Raw genomic sequence first — 20,794 nt, 5'->3', positions numbered from 1 at the left:
CAGATGCTGCTTGTCATTGACGATAGCTGTGTGTGCTTCTTTTGTTGCTGTATAATGAGTTGTGTCTCTAAATATTCCCAAAGGAGCAAGACATGTCAAACCGTAAATGGACATTGATCCTTATCCCCGTCTTCCTGCTATTTGTCTGGCTGTTGTTTCAGTTCACTCTGTCTTCTCTTCAAATTCATCAGTTGGCAGAACAATTGAAGACGGTTTCACCAACCGGCGGGGGTTCCGATACAAAAGTGGTATTGATTTCGCAAGAGTTGGACAATTATTACTGGCGGTCCATTGAGCAAGGAGCCCGAAAGGCAGCGGAGCAGCACGATATGAAGCTCGATTATATCGGGCCGGACCGCATTAATCCGTCTGAGCAGGTCAAACTGCTGGACAAAGCGATCGCCAGCAAGGCGGATGCAATTCTGGTTCAAGGGATAAATGATCCAGAATATCGACGATTAATCAACAAAGCGGCCGGACTTGGCATACCTGTCATCACCATCGATACGGATGAGCCGGGCTCCCGAAGGCTGGCTTACGTCGGAACGGATAACGAAGGAGCAGGAAAACAAATGGGCGAGCTGTTAGCGAAGGCGTCTGGGGAGCGTGGTGACATTGGAGTTATGATCAGCAGCGAGCGCGTCGAGAATCAGCGGCTCAGGCTTGCCGGATTCCGTTCCGTGATTAGCCGCTACCCGAATCTACACATTGTAGAGATTCGCTCCTCCAATATTTCACGGCTTCAGGCAGCCCAGCAAGCACAGAACATGCTCACTCAGTATCCGCAGATTCGCTACATGGTGGGATTCAGTGCGCTGGATGGGCTTGGCATTTTGGAAGCCTCGGAGCGGCGCGGCGCGCAGAACTTGAAAATTTTTGCCTTTGACGATATGGCCGAGACGTTGGAAGCGATCAAAGATCGCAAAATCGAGCTGACCATTGTTCAACAGCCAATGGAAATGGGGGCTAAAGCCATAAAATTGCTGAATGATTATCTTAAGGGGAATGATCCCCAGAAATTAACATACACCAGGGTACATGAAGTGCATGCGGATCCCCCTGACAACATGACCGGGAATGACAGACAATGACGATCAGAACGAAGCTGCTTCTGTTCATCCCTCTTCTAGTTGTGTTCGCCAATATCATCGCTTATTTTGTATTCCAAAGCGGAAAGGTCGTTCAACAAAGCTACGATGAAATGCTTGGCCGAATTCTCCTTATCGAGCAAACCTCCGAATCCGCGGAGAGCAACTTAAATGTCTTGTACGCCTATCTGCTTAATCCAAGAAGCGATAAGGATGTACAGGGCCTGACAGAATACCAATTGAAGCAGTTGAAAGGCAGAATCCAGGCAGTCTCCGATTCGACCGACCCTTCTTTCGTTGAGGAGGATTACGTGAATCTGGTAACCACATTTCTTGAGCAAAAACAAGCCGCAGTTCTGGAGGCAAAGGCACAACAGCCTCAATCGGCTTTTGAGCATTATATTGAAGCGGAAAAAACCGTCAGCTATATTCATGAGGAGGGCCAGCGACTAATCGATGCTGAACTGGCTTATTACCGACCGATCATCGAGAACATGCGGAACAAAAATGAGCAAATGAACGGATTGGGAGTGGTGTTGTTCGGCATGAACGCGCTGATGGGGGTTTTGCTGGCAATCTGGGTCTCGCGCAGCATTACGGGCCCTGTCGGCAGACTTGTCGGACTGGCGAAGCGAATCGCCACAGGTGATCTGAATATCGAGCCCCAACCGCGACGGGATGATGAGCTAGGCGTATTGTCGGACGCTATTTCGCAAATGTCTGCTGACTTGAGCATCCTCATTGAAAAGGATAAACAAAGTTTGGAAATGCGGCGACTTGTGAAGGAGCTAGAGCTTTTGGCCCTGCAAAATCAAATTAACCCGCACTTTTTATTCAATACCTTAAATGTGCTCTCCAAATTGGCGATTCTGGAAGGAGCAGAAAAAACCAGCGACCTGATCGTTTCGCTGTCCAATCTACTACGTTACAGCCTGCAAAAGCTGGACAAACCCGTAACTCTCCAGGAGGAACTGGATCATATAAGCGAATACGTGACCATCCAGCAGGCGCGCTTCCGGGACAGAATTCGCTTTGATCTTCACTTTGACGCTTCTGTACTTCAGCAGCAGATTCCGGCCTTGACGATCCAGCCGTTTATTGAAAACGCCTTTCTGCATGGCGTGGCAGATATGGAAAACGGAGCCATTATCGGATTGAAACTGTCGAGAGCGGACGAGGATGTGCAAATTGAAATTTCGGACAACGGAAAAGGCATGACGGAGGAAATCCGACTGTCTGTGCTCCGTCTTGAAGGCGGGGCCGAGAGCAGCAGTTCAACAGGACTTGGAATGCAAAACGTGTTTAGGCGACTGCAGCTGTTCTACGGAAAGGAAAAAATGGTTGAAATCCGTAGCCATAACGGACGAGGTACTACCATAACAATACGGATTCCTGTCAAGAAGGAGAGTGAGCAGACGAATGTATCGGTTGTTGATCGCGGATGACGAAGCTTTGGAAAGGGAAGGACTGGAATTGACAGTAGAACGGGCGATGCCGGGAGTATTCCGGTTTATTCATGCCGCCAACGGCCGCATGGCGATCGAATGCGCAGAAGAGCACCGTCCCCATATTGCCATTCTGGATATCAATATGCCGGGAATCGGTGGGCTTGAGGCGCTTCGTGAATTAAAGGAGCGTCTTCCTGACACCCGCTTCGTGCTCGTCACCGCCTATGATTATTTTGCTTATGCACGTGAGGCGCTTTCTTTGGGCGTAAAAGAATATATTCTGAAGCCGGCGAAGCGAGAACTCATCATCGGTACACTAAAGCGGCTGATTGAAGAAATTGAATGCGAGAAACGGGCACGTATGGAAGAATTGGAGCTGAGGCACAAAATCTCACAGCTGATGCCGCTCGCGGAAAATGAGCTGGCTTTAATGCTTATGGTCGACCAGACGGTGGATTCGAGTGCTTCTCAGCTGTCGGAATGGCTGGACTTTCCTCTTGATCAGGGAAGTGCCATCATTGCCGCCTTTGACGGTTATACGGATGAGCAGGATAAAAAGAAGATTTACGATCATTTCCGAAGCTATGTAAAAACACATGGCCCTAATTCCATTGTGAGCTCCTTAATCGACCACCATGTAGCCGCTTTTTTACAAAAGCCGCCCGCCACCCGCGAGAACGACTGGCAGCAGCTGATTAAACACCTTGTTCAGCAGCTCTCCGAGCTTGCCCAGCAGCAATTGGGCATAAAATCGGCTATTGGAATCGGCTCGCTGCATAGCGGCGAGGCAGGACTTCGCAAGTCCTATTTCGAAGCCGTTTTTGCCTCCACCCTACGCAAGCGCGATGGAGGTTATTGCTACTTTGATGAACTGAAGTCGTCAGAGGCTGGAAACGCTTCTGTGCTTGCCGTCAAAGCGGAGAACGGAATGCTTCAGCAGACGTACGTCATGTCAGCACTGCAACGGATACGCGAACAGCGGGAGGTTCAAACACTGACTATGCTGGGCAGAGCAAAAATGTATATCGAGGAACGGTTCAACGATGACCTTTCACTGGAAGAAGTCGCTGATTTCGTCCATTTGAATCCTCACTACTTCAGTAAAATTTTCAAACAGGAATATGGAGAAACGTTCATCGACTTCGTAACCCGGCTTCGGATTGATAAAGCTATTTCTCTAATCAAGGAGGGCAACCTCGCCCTGAAGGAAATCAGCTTTGAAGTGGGTTATAAGGACCCGAACTATTTTAGCCGTGTCTTTAAGAAGATAACGGGCGTTCCTCCCACGGAGTTCAAAGGCCAAAAATAGTACAGATTCATCCATGCCGACTCTCGACATGGATTTTTTTAAGCTCGAATGACAAGGTAATGCTAGGTTTATCCCCTCTGTCTCCAATTCGGAAATCGATGCCAAAATCGTGCATGAAAAGGTCCGTTTATTGAAGACGATCACCGGCCTTTCTTTTATAAGCGCGTGTTATACTTCTCCTCGAAGAACGGAATGAGGTTCTAGGAATCTGGAGGGGAGATGATCATATGGGAGTAATCATTCATAATGAAAGCGCTCAACAGAAAGCGCTTCAATCAGAAAAACCCAATATGCTTTTTGTAACGCTGGTATCCATCGTAGCTGCCCTTGGAGGCATACTGTTCGGTTTTGATATTGCGGTTGTTTCGGGAGCAGTCGAATTCCTACAGCAGCGTTTTTCGCTGAGCGAATTTCAGGTTGGTTGGGCGGTGTCAAGTCTGATTGTAGGGAGTATCACGGGAGCGGCTCTCTCTGGCTACATGAGTGAAAGGATCGGCAGAAAAAAGGTATTGCTAGCTGCCGGATTTTTATTCGTCGTCGGTTCGATCTGCTCTGCACTTCAAGATACGTTCACCGGGTATGTTATCTTTCGCATGATTGGCGGCGTGGGTATAGGAATCACTTCCACCATTTGTCCGGTGTATAACGCGGAGATCGCTCCCGCCAAATATCGAGGCCGTTTGGTTGCTTTAAATCAACTGGCAATCGTAACGGGCATTTTCCTGGTTTATTTTCAAAATTCGTGGATCGTCAGCCTGGGGGATGAAGCCTGGGGTGTCTCAACAGCCTGGCGCTGGATGTTCGGAGTGGGAGCCGTTCCCGGACTGATCTTTATGCTCTTGATGCTCTTTATCCCTGAAAGCCCGAGATGGCTTATCAAACAGAATCGACCTTATGAAGCGTTGCCGATTCTGCTGAAAATTCACGGTGAAGAAGCTGCTAAGCAGGAAGTGCTTGATATCAAGGAATCGTTCAAAAATGAGAACAACTCATTGAAACAATTGTTCGCTCCCGGTATTCGGGTCGCTCTCTTTATTGGTATCATGCTCGCCGTTATGCAGCATATAACCGGTATCAATGCCATTTTGTATTATGCGCCGGTCATCTTTAAAGGAATGGGACTTGGTACGGACGCTTCTTTGACCCAGACCATCTGGATCGGGTTGATCAATGTGTTGTTTACCATCGTATCCGTATGGCTGATCGACAAAGCGGGACGAAAAGTGCTGCTAATGATCGGTACCTCGTTGATGACTATCTGCTTGGTCGTTATTGGAGTCGCATTCAAAATGGGTTTAACCACTGGACCACTCGTGCTCATCATGATACTGATCTACGTGGCCTCCTACGCTATATCGCTTGGGCCAATTGTATGGGTTATGATTTCGGAGATCTTTCCAAACCGTATTCGCGGCAAAGCAGTCGCCATCGCTTCGATGGCCTTATGGGCCGGCGATTATCTGGTCTCCCAGGCATTTCCTCCTCTGCTGAGTTCAGCAGGTCCGTCCAACACCTTTTGGATATTCGGAGCCATCTCGTTGTTCGTCGTAATCTTTATATCGCGCAAGGTTCCTGAAACCAAGGGGAGATCACTTGAACAGATGGAAAATATGTGGCTCGGAAAATGAACCACTTTAGCACTTAAGCAATCCAACACTTGTTATAATGCTTGAAATCACATGGCCTCTGAATTCATACCGACCTAAATCGGCAATGGTTCAGGGGCTTCTTATTATCAGCCCCCGTCCTCCTCCGTATAGTTCCTCACATCGCGCGTCACGGCAGAGCGGTATTCAACAGGAGTTTGACCTGTATGCTTTTTGAACAACATGTGGAAATACTGCCTGCTGGCTACGCCAACATAATCGGCAATTTCTTGGATGGGAATGTCCGTTTGCTGAAGCAGCATACGGGCCTTGTCCATTCGCAGCATCGTTAAATACGCGGTCAGCGTTAGTCCCGTATGTTTTTTGAAAATTCGATGTAAATACCCTGGGTGCAGATTGACGGCTGCAGCCATATCCTTGACTACAATATCCCGGTCATAGTTCAGATGGAGAAATTCAATGCATCGCTTAATGTACATATCTGTTTGCTGCGTATTGCTGCGCTCTGCCTCTTCCCGTAGACGTGCAATTCGTACGAGCAATTGCATAAAAAGCATTTCTGCCATGGCACCTGGCTGTTCTTTTCGTTGATCCAGCTCCAGCACGAGACTTTTCAGCGCATAATATACCTCTTCCGGGTCTGACAGTACCAAATACGGGAATGGGCGCGACATAAAGGCCGTGAGCTCCTGCTCCTCCGCTGCTATTTGCTGGATAGACGGTCCCACCCTCACCCCTTCCTTAAAGCCAAACTCTACATTCAACATCCGGCACGGTTGTTCTCCTTCTACCACCAACCGATGTGGGACACCTGCATCCAGCATAATAAACTCGCCTTTGCGCAGCGTAATGCTTTCTTCCGTATGATTTCCGGTTTGTACCTCTACCCTGCACAAGCCGGAAATCATATACATAATTTCAGTGGAATGATGATCGTGGTAAGACATCGTATAGTCACGCCACTGCTTATAGTAGTAAGCAAAAAAACGGGGAATATAATCCCCGTCCCGCAGTCCTGGCTCAAACAGACTTCCGTTCATCCCCGCACCTCCGCGAAATAGATAAGACTAATCTGGACTTAAATACTGAACTAACATCCCTACAAATCGGTTAGCCATTTGTACATCCTGAAATTCGCTGCTCCAATCTTCCTTGGGAGTCAAACTCATTTTCTGGAGTATCGCCATCATAGACGTAAAGATAAAATGCGCAGTCTTTAGCGGTTCTGCATCCGACTTTAATGATCCATCTTGAATTCCAGCTTTCAGAGCGTCTATCAGGAAATGTCGTTCCTTTCCTCGGTTAACAAAACTTTTGTATTGTTCTTTGAGTTCTTCAGTTGAATCATAAGCTTCGTAATGCAGATCGAATAAAAGAATAAACTTGATATATTCTGGATGTTGCCAAGCATAATCAATCCACGCATTAAGCATCGAAGTAAGCATCTGCTTACCATTCATTTCGGCTGAAGGTGCTCTTCTAACAAAATCAGTCATGCTCTCAAGGATTTCCATCTGGACCTCAAAGATCAGTTCGTTCATAGACTGAAAATGCTTATAGAATGTAACCCGGCTTACACCAGCCACGTGGCATACATCCTTAATGTTAACTTTGAGAAAGCTCTGCTTCATAAAAAGTTCCTTCGCAGCCGCAATGAGTTCTTCTCGATTTTTGTTTTTTAAATTCTGATGCCAGTTCTCAGTCATTAGCAACCATCCGTTTCTCATTTTTTGATGTTTGAAAGGTTAAGAAAAGGGCAGATGCAAGGATGAGTGCACCAAAAATATAAGGAATATGAATGTGTTTGTCAAACAATACCCCTGCTAAAATGGGGCCTAGTATATTGCCTAGGCTGGTATACGTCGTATTGAGTCCGGCGGCATACCCTTGACGATCATCAGCCGAGTTAGCGATCAGTGTACTTACTGTGGGTCTTAAGAAAGCATTAAAAGCAAAAAACAGAGCCGATACCAACAGCAGATAACCTAAATTGATCTTAATGAGCATGAATATTAAAGCAACGGCTGTCATGATCAAAGAAAGGCGTATAAGCTTCATCTCGCCAAGTCTCTTGATGAGGTAATCAAGCAGCCATACCTGCACCACGATGCCTATTATGGCACCAACCGTAATGATCATTGATATTTTAGTGGCATCAAAACCGTATTTTTGCTCCACAAAAAGAGCATACACCGTTTCGTAATTCATCAATCCTAATGTCATGATCAATATGAGGAGAAGATAACGAAAATAGGACGTCCGAAATGAATTTAAAATTTGCTTTCGAATAGGCTCACGACGGACCCATTGGTCAGCGGGTTTTCGTTGTTCCTTGGGTAGTGTCTCTGGCATATACAAGCTAAGCAGCGTGGCTACAAGTCCAAGTCCACCAGCAAAAAAATAGGGTACTCTAATGCCCAACTCAGCAATCATACCTCCTAACCCCGGACCAAGCACCATCCCCAAATTCATGGAAGCACCCAAGTACCCCATTCCTTTAGCTCGGGTTTCAGGAGTGGTGATATCAGCGACATAAGCCATATTGGAAGGAACCATTAATCCAATACCTATCCCTCCAATAAACCTAGCAATATATAGAAGGGGCAATGTCGTAGATACAGCAAACATGAGATCCGAGATGACGGTTAAAAACAGACCGATAATAATCATTGATTTTCGCCCGTATCTATCCGATAGCTGTCCACCCAGAGGTGAAAAAATAAATTGTGCTGCTCCAAAAGCGGCAATAAGATACCCGGCAGCAGCTCCTGCTGCATTAAATTGTTTCAAATATTCAGGCAAAATGGGAATCACCATGCCTTGACCCAATAGAGCAATAAACAGATTCAACATCAAAATGAAAAGTGGAAATGTAGCAGACCTTGGTAAACCTTTCATGCTTGTAACCTCCTCCAACTGTTTACACCACGTAATCCTTTACTATGTGTAAACCATATTAGTTCAAATAGGGGCCATTGTAAATAAAAATACAAACCTAAATGAGCCAAGCTAAAGGATATGGGTATATTTCAATACTGTGTACCCATACAAAAGGCATACTTAGAAAAGGAATCTAGGGAATTCCTTTCTAAATATGCCTGTATATTTGATCAAGCCCGCTTATAAGCTTTGTTTTCTCAACTGACCATAATATAAACTACTGTAAAAGCCTTTGTGAGCCAGCAACTCCTCATGAGAACCTTGCTCCTCCAGACGGCCGTCCTTTAAGACCAAAATCCGGTCAGCCTGACGAATGGTATTCAACCGATGTGCAATAACGAAACTTGTTCGACCCTGCATGAGCCGTTCCAATCCTTCCTGGATTTTCATCTCGGTGATGGTGTCGATACTGCTGGTCGCCTCGTCGAGTACCAGGATAGAAGGATTCGCCAAAATAGCACGGGCAATTGCCAGCAGCTGTTTTTGGCCTTGACTGATACCGCTGCCGTTCGCTTCCAGCACCTTGTCGTACCCGTCCTTCATTCGCACGATAAAGGAGTGGGCATTGGCCAGTTTCGATGCTTGTTCAACCTCTTCATCGGTGGCTTCCAGCCTGCCGAAGCGGATATTATCACGAATGGTTCCCTGAAACAGGAAGGTGTCCTGTAGCACAAATGCCATATGGGAGCGCAGGCTTTCACGTGCTATGGTCGTAATGTCCCGTCCATCCAGCGTAATCGTTCCCTTGTCTGGGCTATAGAATCTGGAAAGAAGCTGGATTAGTGTCGTCTTGCCTGCCCCAGTCGGACCGACCAGCGCGATCATTTCACCTGGTTTAGCTTCAAAAGAGATAGCGTCCAGCGTAGCACTTCCCTCATCATAACCGAAGGAAACATCCGTAAACCGCACAGCTCCCTCTACATGCTTTAGCTCTACTGCGCCCCGTTCATCCTTGGACTCTTCATCTTCGTCCAAAATTTCAAATACGCGCTCAGCTCCGGCAATAGCGGACAACAGTGTATTCCACTGGTTTGCCAAATCGTTCAGCGGTCTGGTGAACTGGCGAGCATATTCTACAAATACGATAATCGTCCCTATCGTAATCGAGCCGCGAATGGCTAAAATCCCGCCGATCCCTGCTACAATAGCAAAGCTGAGATTATTCAGCCCGTTCATCAGCTTGGGGATAAAGCCAGAAATCGTTTGTGCCCAGAAGCCCGACAGCCGAATGCGATCATTACGCTCGCCAAAACCACGGATGACTCTCTTTTCCTGTGAAAAAGCTTTAATAATTTGCTGCCCAGACAGCGTTTCTTCAATGTATCCGTTCAGCTCGCCCAAATTCTTCTGCCGCTCCTTATATAAAGGCCCAGTGCGGCGTGTAATCCAGCGCATCCCGGCTGCCATTAACGGCACTACGATAAAGGTTAGCAGAGTCATTAGCGGGCTTAACCACAGCATCACCGTGAGTGTACCGATTAGCGTCAGTATGCTCGAAAAAATCTGAATGGCCGAGCTGTTCAGCGTAGAACTGACATTTTCGATATCATTGGTCAGACGACTCATGATCTCTCCCTGCTGACGTTTGCCGTAGAAAGGAATGGGGAGTCGATGCAAATGTGAAAACAAATCGAAACGCATGCGGTACACCGTCTCCTGGGCAATCTCAATCATCCAGATATTTTGCAGCCAGGAGGTCAGCGAGTTAAGCAGATATACAGCCCCTAATCCGATGAGAAAATAAATCCATGTACGTCCACCTGGACCTTCGAGAAAATCATCCACCGCTACACCGACCAAATATGGCCCCAGTAGCGACAACCCGGAGCTGAGTAATACCATGAACAGGACCAGCATTAGCTTGGCCTTACGGCGGGCCAGATAAGTCCATATGCGTCCTACCGTGCCAGACCAGTTCTTTGCTTTGGCCTTGCGGCGTCCTTCGGCACCTGCCGGGTTTCGCAGCACACCAGATTCCGGCGTAGGCTGACGGAACGGTTCAATGAGTTCCTTGAACATTCGACTCCTCCTTTCCATATTGTGATTCATAGATACGTCGATACAGTTCTGAGCTATTCATGAGATACTCATGGTCTCCACTTGCGATCAGGCGTCCCTCATCCAGCAGTAAAATCTGATCTGCCGATGCAGTCGAGCTGATCTTTTGCGTGATGAGAAATGTCGTGCAGGACAAGCCATCGAGTGCATTCAGCAATGCGGTTTCCGTCCCCACATCCAGCGCACTTGTGCTGTCGTCCAGAATCAGCACTGCCGGCTGGCGCACCAATGCGCGGGCAATCGACAGCCGCTGCTTCTGTCCGCCGGACAGATTAACGCCACGCTGTCCGAGCATGGTGTCATAGCCCTGCGGCAGGCGTTCAATCATAGGATGGATTTGTGCCATGCGTGCAGCTTCCTGGATCTGCTCCAGACTGGCACTTTCCAGCCCCCAGGCAATGTTGTCCCTAATCGAGCCTGTGAATAACAGTACCTCTTGAGGGACATAACCAATTGCCTCACGTAGTATGGACCCATCCAGTTCACGAGCGTCCTTTCCGTCAAAACGCACATGACCTTTGTCTTCTTCATACAGACGTGTGATCAACTGCACAAGTGAGGATTTGCCTGAACCAGTAGCCCCCATAATTGCTATCCGTTCACCCGGTCGTGCCTTAAAGGATATATCCTTTAATACAGCCAAATCACTGCCTGGGTAATGAAAGCTCACCCCATCCATCTCCACCTGTCCCTCAATCCGTGTGTTGGATGTTGGAACAGCCTCCAACCCGTGCCCTTCTTCATTAGGTGTTTCCAGAACCTCTCGAATCCGTCCTGTAGATGCAGTTGCCCGGGAAAATACAACAACAATACCGGATAAGGCAGATAAAGCTCCAATCGTCCGCAGGGAATAATTAACGACTGCGACCACCTGTCCTACACTGGCATCTCCAGTGGAAATTTGATTACGCCCAAACCAAAGTACTGCAATAATCCCTGCATTCATCGTAAACAAAATGAACGGCATCGTCGTTTCTGTCCAGCGTAGAGCGGACACCGTCCCTCTCATCAACTCGCTTCCGTAATGGGCAAAGCGTTCAATTTCATGCCGCATTCGCACAAAAACCCGAATAAGCCGAATACCTGTCAGATTCTCCTGGATTACTCCATTAACGTCATCCAAGCGCCGCTGTACACCTTTAAACAAAGTGACAGTCCTCCGCATCATTACCAGCACAAATACGAACAACACCGGAGCCATAACCGCCAGCAGCAGCCCAAGCCTAAAATGTACAACCAGGGCCATTATAATACTGCCGATGACCACCAGTGGAACCCGTGTCATAAATCGCAAGCTCATAAATACTGTATCTTGTACTTGCGTGACATCTCCCGTCAGGCGCGTAATCAGCGACGAAGTAGCAAAGCGTTTGAACACCGGATAAGAAAAGGATTGCACCTTTCGATACAGCTTTTCCCGCACATCATAGCCGAAACCCTGACTTGCATGCGAAGCAAAAAAGGAGCTGGATATTCCCGCCATAAAAGCGATAACGGCACTGCCCACCAGTACACCGCCCCATAACCAGACGACAGGCAAATCCTGCTGCCGAATGCCCTCATCTATGATTTTGGAGATCAAATACGGCTGCGATAACTCTACCGTCAGCTCCAGCAACATCATCACGAGCGCCGCGATAGCTGGAACCCGATATTTTTTTAGAAAAGTAAACATCATCCCCACAAGCATTCCTCCAGTTGCCGATAGCCGTCCTTCCAGATCAGCCTCTAAGTGTATACGAATCGAAACCACTATATTTTATTATACCCTCCTAAAGGTTTTCGTTTAACCAGCAAATTGCAGGCTCCGGCTAAAAAAGACGCAAAAAAGAGAGCTCGTAAAATACAGCTCTCCTACTGAACTAAGAAATTCAAATTAACTTTCCTTGACCCTCACATTTTGGTAAAGAGCTTGCCCTCCAAATACATTGATACCAAAATGCCCTTTGGCAAACGTATCATCTTCCAAGTCAATCACCTGTTCATCATCTATCTCTATACGAAAGCGTAATCCTTCTGCTTGGATTTTGATATGATAGGTTACTCCCGGCAATACAAATCTTGGGACTTTGGCGAGCACCTGCTGCTGCTCAAATCGACCCTCTTTTTTATAAAAAAGACGAATCGATTTCATGTTCGGGTCCAAATTCAAATAATAGCCACTCGACCCGTCAGCATTGGCACGGAAAATCATGGAGCCGGCACTCCCATTTCCATCCAGCTTCATCTCAGCCTTATACGTAAAATCTTTCGCCTGCTCAGAAGCCATATAATTTGCATCGCTGATATAGCTTCCGCGTATACCATCTGCCGTCACCATCCAGCGGGATGCAGGGACATCCGGCTTCCAACCTGAAAGGTTGGTATAAAACATCCCGCCGCACACAGTAACAGAGGTGCTTGCTCTCACCGTATTTCCCGAGATGGAGGCTGTAACCACAGCTTCTCCAGGGGAAAGTGCCTTCACGGTCGCGTAGCCTTCATTTGAAGCGCTCACCTTAACAACTGCGGAGTTACTGGATTCCCAATTCAGCAAATGTTCTTTTTGCACAGCATTCTCCACACTCGAATACAGACGTTTCGACTGTCCTTCCGCAAGCTCCAGTTGGGTGTAATCCATCATCAGTCTGATGGGTGAAGCCTCTGTAACCCTCCAGCGATTGCGTAGCGCATACACATGAAGAGAAACCACTTTCACCTCACCCCCTTGGGTATAGAAGCTCATCCCTCTACGTGCCGAATCTGGAAGAATGATATTGGAAAATACGACTTCCCCATGGTTACCAAACACCTCGACTGAGGATTCGTCCACAAATATACGCATTTGAATTCGATTCCCGACCGGTGCCAGCGATGCTTCATGAAGCGTTGAAAATAGGGGAGAGAAATCGGTAAGCCCTGAATCAGCACGGTTTACAAACATATGTTGTACGTCTGTTTTATAGCCGACTACCGTTCTTTGCTCACCGCCTTCCCGTACATAAAACCCAAAAGTCGATGCCCTCCCAACGGAAGGGAATTCGAACTCCGCCTCAATCTCATAGGCGCCCGCCTTTAAACCTTCCAGTATATTCGGAGAAGATTCCGTGATACTCGCATGTTCTAGCGAAAATAAATGAGAACGTAGCGAAGTCAGCTCAGTTATCGGACGCTGTATTAAGCGGATACCTTCACGGGTTGTTTTTAACGATAACTCTCGTGGGATGCTGAACTGTCCCTTCCAGGTCGAAGTTGGAAAGCTGAACGGGTAGTCCCAATTCGTCATCCATGCTAGCACGATACGCCGCCCGCCGGGTACATTGAAGAAAGACATCGAGGCATAGAATTCCTTGCCCCAATCGGTTTTCAGCACCTTACCTGGCGGAAGATCATTTTGAAATTTGCCATCAGACGTCAGTTCACCGATAAAATATTCCGCATCCGAGCCTTGAGTGTTCGTGCTGGCTCCAGTGCTAATCATCAGCACCCATTTAGAGGTGTTGCCCTCATCTACCGAAAGCGGAAATAGGTCCGGACACTCCCATACCCCACCCCGTATATAATCACCATAGCCAAAGTTATCCGTCCAGCTCCAATCTATCAGGTTGGTGGAAGTAAAAAAACGAATATGGTCGCCTCCGGACACCACCATAATCCAGCGCTGATGGGTTTCGTCCCGTACTACTTTCGGATCACGAAAATCCCAGTTGCCGGGATCGTTTTCACTTTGACCCGGATTCTCTATTACAATCGGACGGTCTTCTGAGTATTGCCATGTCCGTCCCCGGTCTGTGCTGTAAGCAAGGCCAATTCTCTGGTTTCCCCTGGGCTGATCGGGATTATAGGAGGTGTAATAAGCAATCAGCCCTTTCCCGCCATAGCCCGTGAACAATCCGGAAGTATTGCTGAGATCAGCTACAGCCGAGCCGGACCAGATATGACCCAAATCATTCCACTTTAATGCCAAAGGAAGCCTACTCCAATTCAGCAAATCCACGCTGACTGCATGTGCCCATTGTCCACCATCCTGATGAAACAGGTGATATTCTCCCTCGAAATATACCAATCCGTTCGGATCGCTGGCTGAACCTCTGGCAGGGGAATAATGATACTGTGGGCGATATTTTTCGGTATAGTAATTCGAGATAGAGGTAAGGTAGAAATCCTGAAAATAAGCCGTCCCACCAGTTGCCTTTATGCCTGTAAAACCACCGGAATAACTGCTATCCACGATGTCAATCGCCGCAGGAGTGTAGCCATCTACAAACACGCGAATCCGCTCTCCGTGTGCAATGATTTCCAAACTGTGTTTATTGCCCGACGTATCCAGATACGTCATCACCGAGCTTGTAATCAACGTTCCGTTCGCTTTTCTCAGATGTACCCGGATCTGATGATTCTCTCCTTGCACAGAAGCAATATAGCCCTCTGTTCCCACCTGATTCCCTCTGAAAAATAGTCCTGCTTCCATTCCCGGTTGGGAAGGGTTCAGCGTCACACTGCCTTCCAGCACCAGGTCAGCAGCTGCGGTATCGTATATTTTGAGCGCACCTTCCATACTTGTTTCCTCGGCCCTCTGCCCTTTGAGGTCAGGTTGCCATTTTCCACGGATCAAGAGCGGTTCACCTATATTCGTATCCATATCACTGACTTGAATGTTCTGAAATAATGCCGCCCCATTCCAGACATTCAGTCCCAAATATCCTGATGCATACGTCGTATCGACCACATCTATAATCGGACGATATCTTTCATCCCAATACACCTTAAGCTGCGAGCCTTCTACCTTTACCTTGAGATGATAAATATCTCCTTTTTGTAATTTTACCTGCCGTTCCTCTTTGATTCTTTTGATATCTCCAGCAGCATCGCGCAACCGTAATAATCCAGCAGCTGGCACGATTTGAAGCATATAGGAAGACCATCCGTCCTCACTAGAACGGAATACTAGGGTAACATCTGTCTGTATGTCTGTGACCATCACATCCGCTTCAAAAGTAAAATCCTGTGATGTGGTTCCAGACATAGCCATCACGTTTTCCTGTGGCTCCGATCTTAGCAAAAGTCCCTGAACGTTATCTTCTATGCGTCCCTTCCCTTTAATCTGCCAATCCGTCAGGTTCGTTCGCGTGTTTGTGAGCTCTATCCTCATCGCCAATTTCCTACCTTCCAGTACGGATTATGAAGAAAATCTCATTTCAGCGCATAAAGCTCCAGTGAAAACAAAGTGACCTGCTCTTCCGCTGAACATATTTCAAGACCCTTAGCTTCTCCATCAGGAAATATTAAATCGGTAATGACTACCTGGCCGCGATCGAAAAACACTTCAATAGACGAGCGATCCACATAGAGATGGATGTCCATTCGATCTGGTAAGATTCCTAGTGAGGCCCCATGTCTGTCTGCAAAGTCCTCATGAAAATCCGAACAGCCTGACCGTGTCCGGTCCACATATACTTCCTGCGTGGCGGAAGTATAACCGACGAGCGTCTCTTGTTCATCCGATACCCGCACCTTAAAGCCAAAGTCTCCGGTGGTTGCAAATTCAGCCACAAGTTCGTAGCAATCCAGTTGCAGGGCAGACAATGCGTTCTGCACTTCCTCCCAAGATGGCTCTGTCAGTGACAGGACAGGAGTTCTTAATCTGTCCAGTTCCCGAACAGGGCGCTGAACAAGTGCAACTGTGCCTCTTCTCGTTTCCAGTGCGAGTTCACGCGGAATGGACATGGCACCTCTCCAGCGTTCCGTCGGTGTCTGATTGGCATATCTCCAGTTGCTCATCCAGCCCATAAACAGGCGTCGTCCGTCCTCTGCCGGGATATCCGACCAGCATACACCTGCGTAGTTATCTCTGCCATAATCGAGCCAGCGGACTTTTTCACTTTCGGCATCCGTCACAAATGTCGTCCCATCAAATTCACCCGTAAAATACTGTGTTCTGGAACCTTCACGAATCCCAGGGTTATCGCCAATGCTTACGAGCATGACCCACTTCACCTGTTCGCGCTTCTCATCAACATATAACGGAAATAAATCCGGGCATTCCCACACCCCGTCATGGCTACCGATGCCGTGTCCAAATTCACTGGCAAACACCCATCCCTTCAGATTCGGTGAATGATAGATTCGAATCGTCTTACCGCAGGCCAGCACCATCACCCACTGCTCTGTAGGCTTGTGCCAGAACACTTTCGGGTCCCGAAAATCAATACATTCCTTATCCTCCAGCACCGGGTTGCCTGTGTATTTAATCCAGGTTTTCCCCGAATCTGTGCTATAGGCAAGGCTTTGGCACTGTCGCACCTGTTCCGTACCCGGAAGCGAAGTATGATGCGTGAAAATGGCTACCAAACCCGGCTTGCCTTCAAAAAATCCGGACGTATCCTGCTCATCCACCACGGCGCTCCCGGAAAAAATCGTTCCTAGACCATCCGGCTCCAAAGCAATCGGCTGCTCTTCCCAGTTCACCAAGTCAGTACTGACCGCATGCCCCCAATGCATAGGACCCCACGTTGTGCCGAATGGATGATGCTGATAAAACAAATGGTAACGTCCTTCAAAATAAACCATTCCGTTCGGATCATTCATCCATCCGTTTTTCGGTGAAAAGTGATAGGATGGGCGGTATTTCTCTTGCCTAATCACGTTCATATATTCCATCTCCCTCGAAAAAGAATCATTTACTTGCGTTTCTGTCATAGCCCGCCTGTTTGATTTGCAGCCATTCCTGCAGCCCTAGACTGTTCAGTTCCTGCAAATATTCTGGCCACTCCTCTTCGACCTTGCCATTTTGGTACCATTCCGTACGTTTGCGGAGAACATAGGCGAATAGATCGGTTTCAATGGTCGATAAGCGGTCCAGCTCATCGATAGAGAAAAATACTTTAGGATAATTATGATCCGCTTGCATATGGGGAACCATCACCTTTTTGAGCAAACCCAATCGCCATGTGGCATCTTCCGGCTGGGTTGTGTATTTTCCGTAGTATTCATCCAATACAGCTAACGGACCGCCGATGTTCGTCTTTTGTCTGATTTCCACCGGAGCCGAGCCTTCCAGCGGCAGATGCTTCAACATTCCCTTTGCCGCATCATACTCAAAAATATTCTTCTGCTTGGTATCCCCGTAAGTTCCCCAATTGTTCTGTATGGATTGGATCGGATCATACAGCTGGTCAATCCACTTGGCAGTCGCCTCCAGCTTCTTATTCGCACTGGTGATCACCATGCGCCCGCGATCGAAGCCGATGCCATTCGTCCGTGTAACATTCACATGTCCATCCGGTCCAGCCAGCGGCGGCATGAGATCGTATTTTTTATTCGGGCCTGTAATATTAGCCTTATCCCATGTAAAGTACAGACCATAGCGGTGATCCTTCCCTTTGGCAAGATAAGTGTTCCAATCCTGCTGGGAAGACTCTATGTCTACCAGCCCTTCCTTGTATAAATCATGAATATATTTGACGGCTTCCTTATATCCGTTATCCGCTGCTGTAAAAACGACTTTCCCATCGTTCGTCACTACTGTATGATCCCAGTTCTCTCCCAGCCCAAACGCCCCATATAAAAAGGCCAAATCCTCGCCGCCAGGCTTATCGATAAACGATAATGGAATCTCATCTGCCTGCCCGTTGCCGTTGGGGTCCTTCGTTTTAAAGGCAATTAGGACCTGCTTCAGCTCTTCGGTCGTTGTTGGCATGGACAAGCCCAGCTTGTTCAGCCACTCCACATTAATCCATGGCAAATCATCCACAGACTGGATCGCTTCTTTTCCTGTTCCCAATTCTTCAATCCACGGAAAGGAATAAATATGTCCATCCGGCGCAGTCAACATCGCTTTATATTCTGGGGATTGCTCCAATACCTTTTTAAAATTCGGCATATGCTGTTCAATCAAATCCTCCACCGGAATAATGACACCGTCTTTGGCCAGTTTGAGCAAATCGTAATCCGAGTAGCCCGCGTCGAACACCGCATCCGGCAAATCACCGCTGGCAATGGCCAGATTCCTTTTTTCCACAAACTGGTCACTGGTAAAGTTCTTCCAACGAATATGAATGCCCGTTTTTTCTTCCAGCCGTTTGTTGATGAGCTTGTCATTCGGGTCTGCCGGAGCGAGTGGAGAGCTTTGGGTTATAAAGTTGAGCGTCACTTTTCCATTCACATCTGTTGCATCGCTCTCATTAGAAGAATTGCTGCTGCCGCAGCCGGAAAGAACTAAAATCGCCGCCAGTGCGGCAAATGAGGCAGTTTTGACTGTTTTCATCTGGATGACCTCCATCGGATAAAGGTAAAATGCACGTGTAGCAAATGAAGTGTGCGGCATCTTTTATTTTAAGGAGCCGACCATAACACCCTTTTCAAAATACTTTTGGAAAAAGGGATACATCACAAGTAGTGGAAGACTGGAGATGACAATCGATGAATATTTGATCATTTCCGAAAGACGTTTTAGTTCTGCCATCGCCAATTGATCACTGATCATGCCAGGCATCGTCTGGTTTTGGATCAGGATCGATCTCAGCACCAATTGAAGCGGATGCAGCTGTGCATTATCCAGATAAATCATGGCATCAAAATAAGAATTCCACTGACCGACAAAGGCATATAGCGCAATGACAAAGATAATGGGTTTGGACAGCGGCAGGACAATTCTAAAAAATATCGTCCAGTCTGAGGCTCCGTCCACGTTGGCGGCTTCTTTTAATTCATTAGGTACACCTTTAAAGAACGTTCGCGCCAAGATCAGGTCCCACACATTGATCGCACCGGGAAGAAGAATAGCCCACACGGTATCCAGCATTCCTAAATTTTTGACCAGCAGGTAAGTCGGAATCAGACCTCCACTAAAAAACATGGTGATAATAAACAATGTCATAAAGAAATTTCGTCCCACCAGGCTGTTCACCGATAAAGCATAGCCAGCACAAATCGAAACGGTCACAGAAATCAAGGCGAAACACGAAGAATAAAAGACCGAATTGGCAAATCCACGGAGCATGGCTGGGTTGGACAAAATTTTCCGATATCCCTCCACACTCCAATCCGAAATACGGAAGGATAGCCCTTTATTTAACAAAACGGTCGGGTCCATAAACGAAGCAATCACGATATAACCCAAGGGAACTACAATGATCAAAACAGCTAAAGAGAGCACAATGTAATTCACACCTAGGATGAAGCGGTCCAGATTGGAATGTTTGACATGCATAAAGAGGCTCCTTTCCTAATAAAGCCCTTCTCCCTCATTGAGCTTCTTGACGATAAAGTTAACGGTCAGCAGTAAAACCACATTAATCACCGAATTGAACAGCCCGACCGCCGCAGAATAAGCATAATTGCCGGATTGCAAGCCGACTTTATACACATAGGTAGGAATAATTTCAGAAGTAGGCAAATTCATGGATGTCTGCATAAGATACGCTTTCTCAAACCCAATCGACATAATTCCTCCTGCTGCCAGGATAAAAACAATCGCCATAATGGGTTTAATCGTCGGCAAATCAATGTGCCATATGCGCTGAAGCAGGTTGGCTCCGTCCAGACTTGCTGCATTATGCAGCTCGGGATCAACATTAGCGAGCGCAGCTACATAAATGATTGAAGACCACCCCGCCCCCTGCCAAATTCCAGACAGAATATAAATCCAGCGAAAATATTCAGGTTCTGTCATAAAGATCACAGGGTTGCCAGTCACCGATGCAATGATTTGATTCAGGGGCCCTGTCGGAGACAAGAAAATAAACAACATACCCACAATAACAACGACCGAGATAAAATTAGGGGCGTACAAAACAAGCTGGATATTCTTTTTCAATCCCGCCTTGCGGATTTGATTCAGCATGACTGCTAACAGGATTGGTACAGGAAACCCGAGTACAAGTCCATAGAAGCTCAGTTTCAGCGTATTGAAGAAAATATCCGTAAAATTGGGCGATTCTAAAAATTTAGTGAAGTATTTTAGTCCAACCCAGTCACTTCCCCATATCCCTTTAAGCGGGCTAAAATCCTTGAATGCAATAATGGCCCCATACATCGGAACATACTTGAAAAGAATCGTAAGAATCAGTGCAGGCGCCAGCAGTACGTAAAGAAAATAGTTTTTGCGAATATAGTCTAGCTTGCTGCGAATGGACCTTTGCTCCCCCAGTGCGGCATGCCTCTGAGCTGCCTTAGCCAAGTTTGCCATTTGCGTTCCCCCCATCTGTAATAGCCATCTGTAATAACCGTCTGTACAAGACAACTGAAAAGGCTTACATTTTTCATCTCCAATTTACCAAATCAATTTATCATTCGTCAATAACTTTTGTAAAATATTTTATTTACATTTGACCAAAATATTATTGTCATTCTGAGCTTTTGTAA

General features: G+C 47.1%; 14 protein-coding genes. 4 read left to right on the top strand and 10 right to left on the bottom strand.

Translation table 11 applies throughout. The features are described from left to right. The first annotated feature begins 92 nt into the window (after positions 1-92). The 4 genes from ABEW32_RS08490 to ABEW32_RS08475 all read left to right on the top strand — a co-directional run bounded on the left by ABEW32_RS08490 (position 93) and on the right by ABEW32_RS08475 (position 5,473). Complete coding sequence (locus ABEW32_RS08490; protein ID WP_430186530.1) at positions 93-1,091, top strand: sugar-binding protein; 999 nt, start codon at positions 93-95, stop codon at positions 1,089-1,091. Further along, on the top strand, positions 1,088-2,533 hold the full coding sequence (locus ABEW32_RS08485) for a sensor histidine kinase (RefSeq protein ID WP_430186528.1): 1,446 nt from the start codon (positions 1,088-1,090) through the stop codon (positions 2,531-2,533). Before ABEW32_RS08490 ends, ABEW32_RS08485 begins: the two co-directional genes overlap by 4 nt. Continuing rightward, complete coding sequence (locus ABEW32_RS08480) at positions 2,508-3,845, top strand: AraC family transcriptional regulator (protein WP_430186526.1); 1,338 nt, start codon at positions 2,508-2,510, stop codon at positions 3,843-3,845. Before ABEW32_RS08485 ends, ABEW32_RS08480 begins: the two co-directional genes overlap by 26 nt. 227 nt (positions 3,846-4,072) lie before the next feature. Further along, positions 4,073-5,473 carry a sugar porter family MFS transporter gene (locus ABEW32_RS08475; RefSeq protein ID WP_430186524.1) on the top strand — a complete coding sequence of 467 codons (1,401 nt, stop codon included), beginning with the start codon at positions 4,073-4,075 and terminating at the stop codon, positions 5,471-5,473. Between the two features lie 107 nt (positions 5,474-5,580). Here the strand turns inward: ABEW32_RS08475 and ABEW32_RS08470 are convergent, their stop codons facing one another. The 10 genes from ABEW32_RS08470 to ABEW32_RS08425 form a co-directional block, all read right to left on the bottom strand. Further along, on the bottom strand, positions 5,581-6,492 hold the full coding sequence (locus ABEW32_RS08470) for a helix-turn-helix domain-containing protein (protein ID WP_430186522.1): 912 nt from the start codon (positions 6,490-6,492) through the stop codon (positions 5,581-5,583). Positions 6,493-6,519: 27 nt separating this feature from the next. After that, on the bottom strand, positions 6,520-7,158 hold the full coding sequence (locus ABEW32_RS08465; RefSeq protein ID WP_430186521.1) for a TetR/AcrR family transcriptional regulator: 639 nt from the start codon (positions 7,156-7,158) through the stop codon (positions 6,520-6,522). Next, entirely contained in the window at positions 7,151-8,350 is a 1,200-nt protein-coding gene (locus ABEW32_RS08460) for an MFS transporter (protein ID WP_430186519.1), read from the bottom strand. Before ABEW32_RS08460 ends, ABEW32_RS08465 begins: the two co-directional genes overlap by 8 nt. Positions 8,351-8,572: 222 nt before the next feature. Further along, positions 8,573-10,411, bottom strand: coding sequence for an ABC transporter ATP-binding protein (locus ABEW32_RS08455; protein WP_430186517.1), 1,839 nt, complete (start codon positions 10,409-10,411; stop codon positions 8,573-8,575). Beyond that, positions 10,392-12,128: an ABC transporter ATP-binding protein gene (locus ABEW32_RS08450; protein ID WP_430186515.1), complete on the bottom strand. Its 1,737-nt coding sequence runs from the start codon at positions 12,126-12,128 to the stop codon at positions 10,392-10,394. Before ABEW32_RS08450 ends, ABEW32_RS08455 begins: the two co-directional genes overlap by 20 nt. Positions 12,129-12,326: 198 nt before the next feature. Then, complete coding sequence (locus ABEW32_RS08445; protein WP_430186513.1) at positions 12,327-15,581, bottom strand: glycoside hydrolase family 32 protein; 3,255 nt, start codon at positions 15,579-15,581, stop codon at positions 12,327-12,329. A gap of 41 nt (positions 15,582-15,622) precedes the next feature. Beyond that, positions 15,623-17,080 carry a glycoside hydrolase family 32 protein gene (locus tag ABEW32_RS08440; protein WP_430186511.1) on the bottom strand — a complete coding sequence of 486 codons (1,458 nt, stop codon included), beginning with the start codon at positions 17,078-17,080 and terminating at the stop codon, positions 15,623-15,625. 25 nt (positions 17,081-17,105) lie between these two features. After that, entirely contained in the window at positions 17,106-18,695 is a 1,590-nt protein-coding gene (locus ABEW32_RS08435; protein ID WP_430186510.1) for an ABC transporter substrate-binding protein, read from the bottom strand. A gap of 63 nt (positions 18,696-18,758) precedes the next feature. Further along, complete coding sequence (locus tag ABEW32_RS08430; protein WP_330720306.1) at positions 18,759-19,640, bottom strand: carbohydrate ABC transporter permease; 882 nt, start codon at positions 19,638-19,640, stop codon at positions 18,759-18,761. A gap of 15 nt (positions 19,641-19,655) precedes the next feature. Continuing rightward, complete coding sequence (locus ABEW32_RS08425; protein WP_016821412.1) at positions 19,656-20,618, bottom strand: ABC transporter permease; 963 nt, start codon at positions 20,616-20,618, stop codon at positions 19,656-19,658. Between the last annotated feature and the right edge of the window lie 176 nt (positions 20,619-20,794).

Source organism: Paenibacillus jamilae (genome assembly GCF_050482105.1).
GTDB lineage: Bacteria > Bacillota > Bacilli > Paenibacillales > Paenibacillaceae > Paenibacillus > Paenibacillus jamilae_B.
The sequence above is the reverse complement of the archived record's forward strand: the minus strand, read 5'-3'. Positions and strand labels throughout refer to the sequence as shown.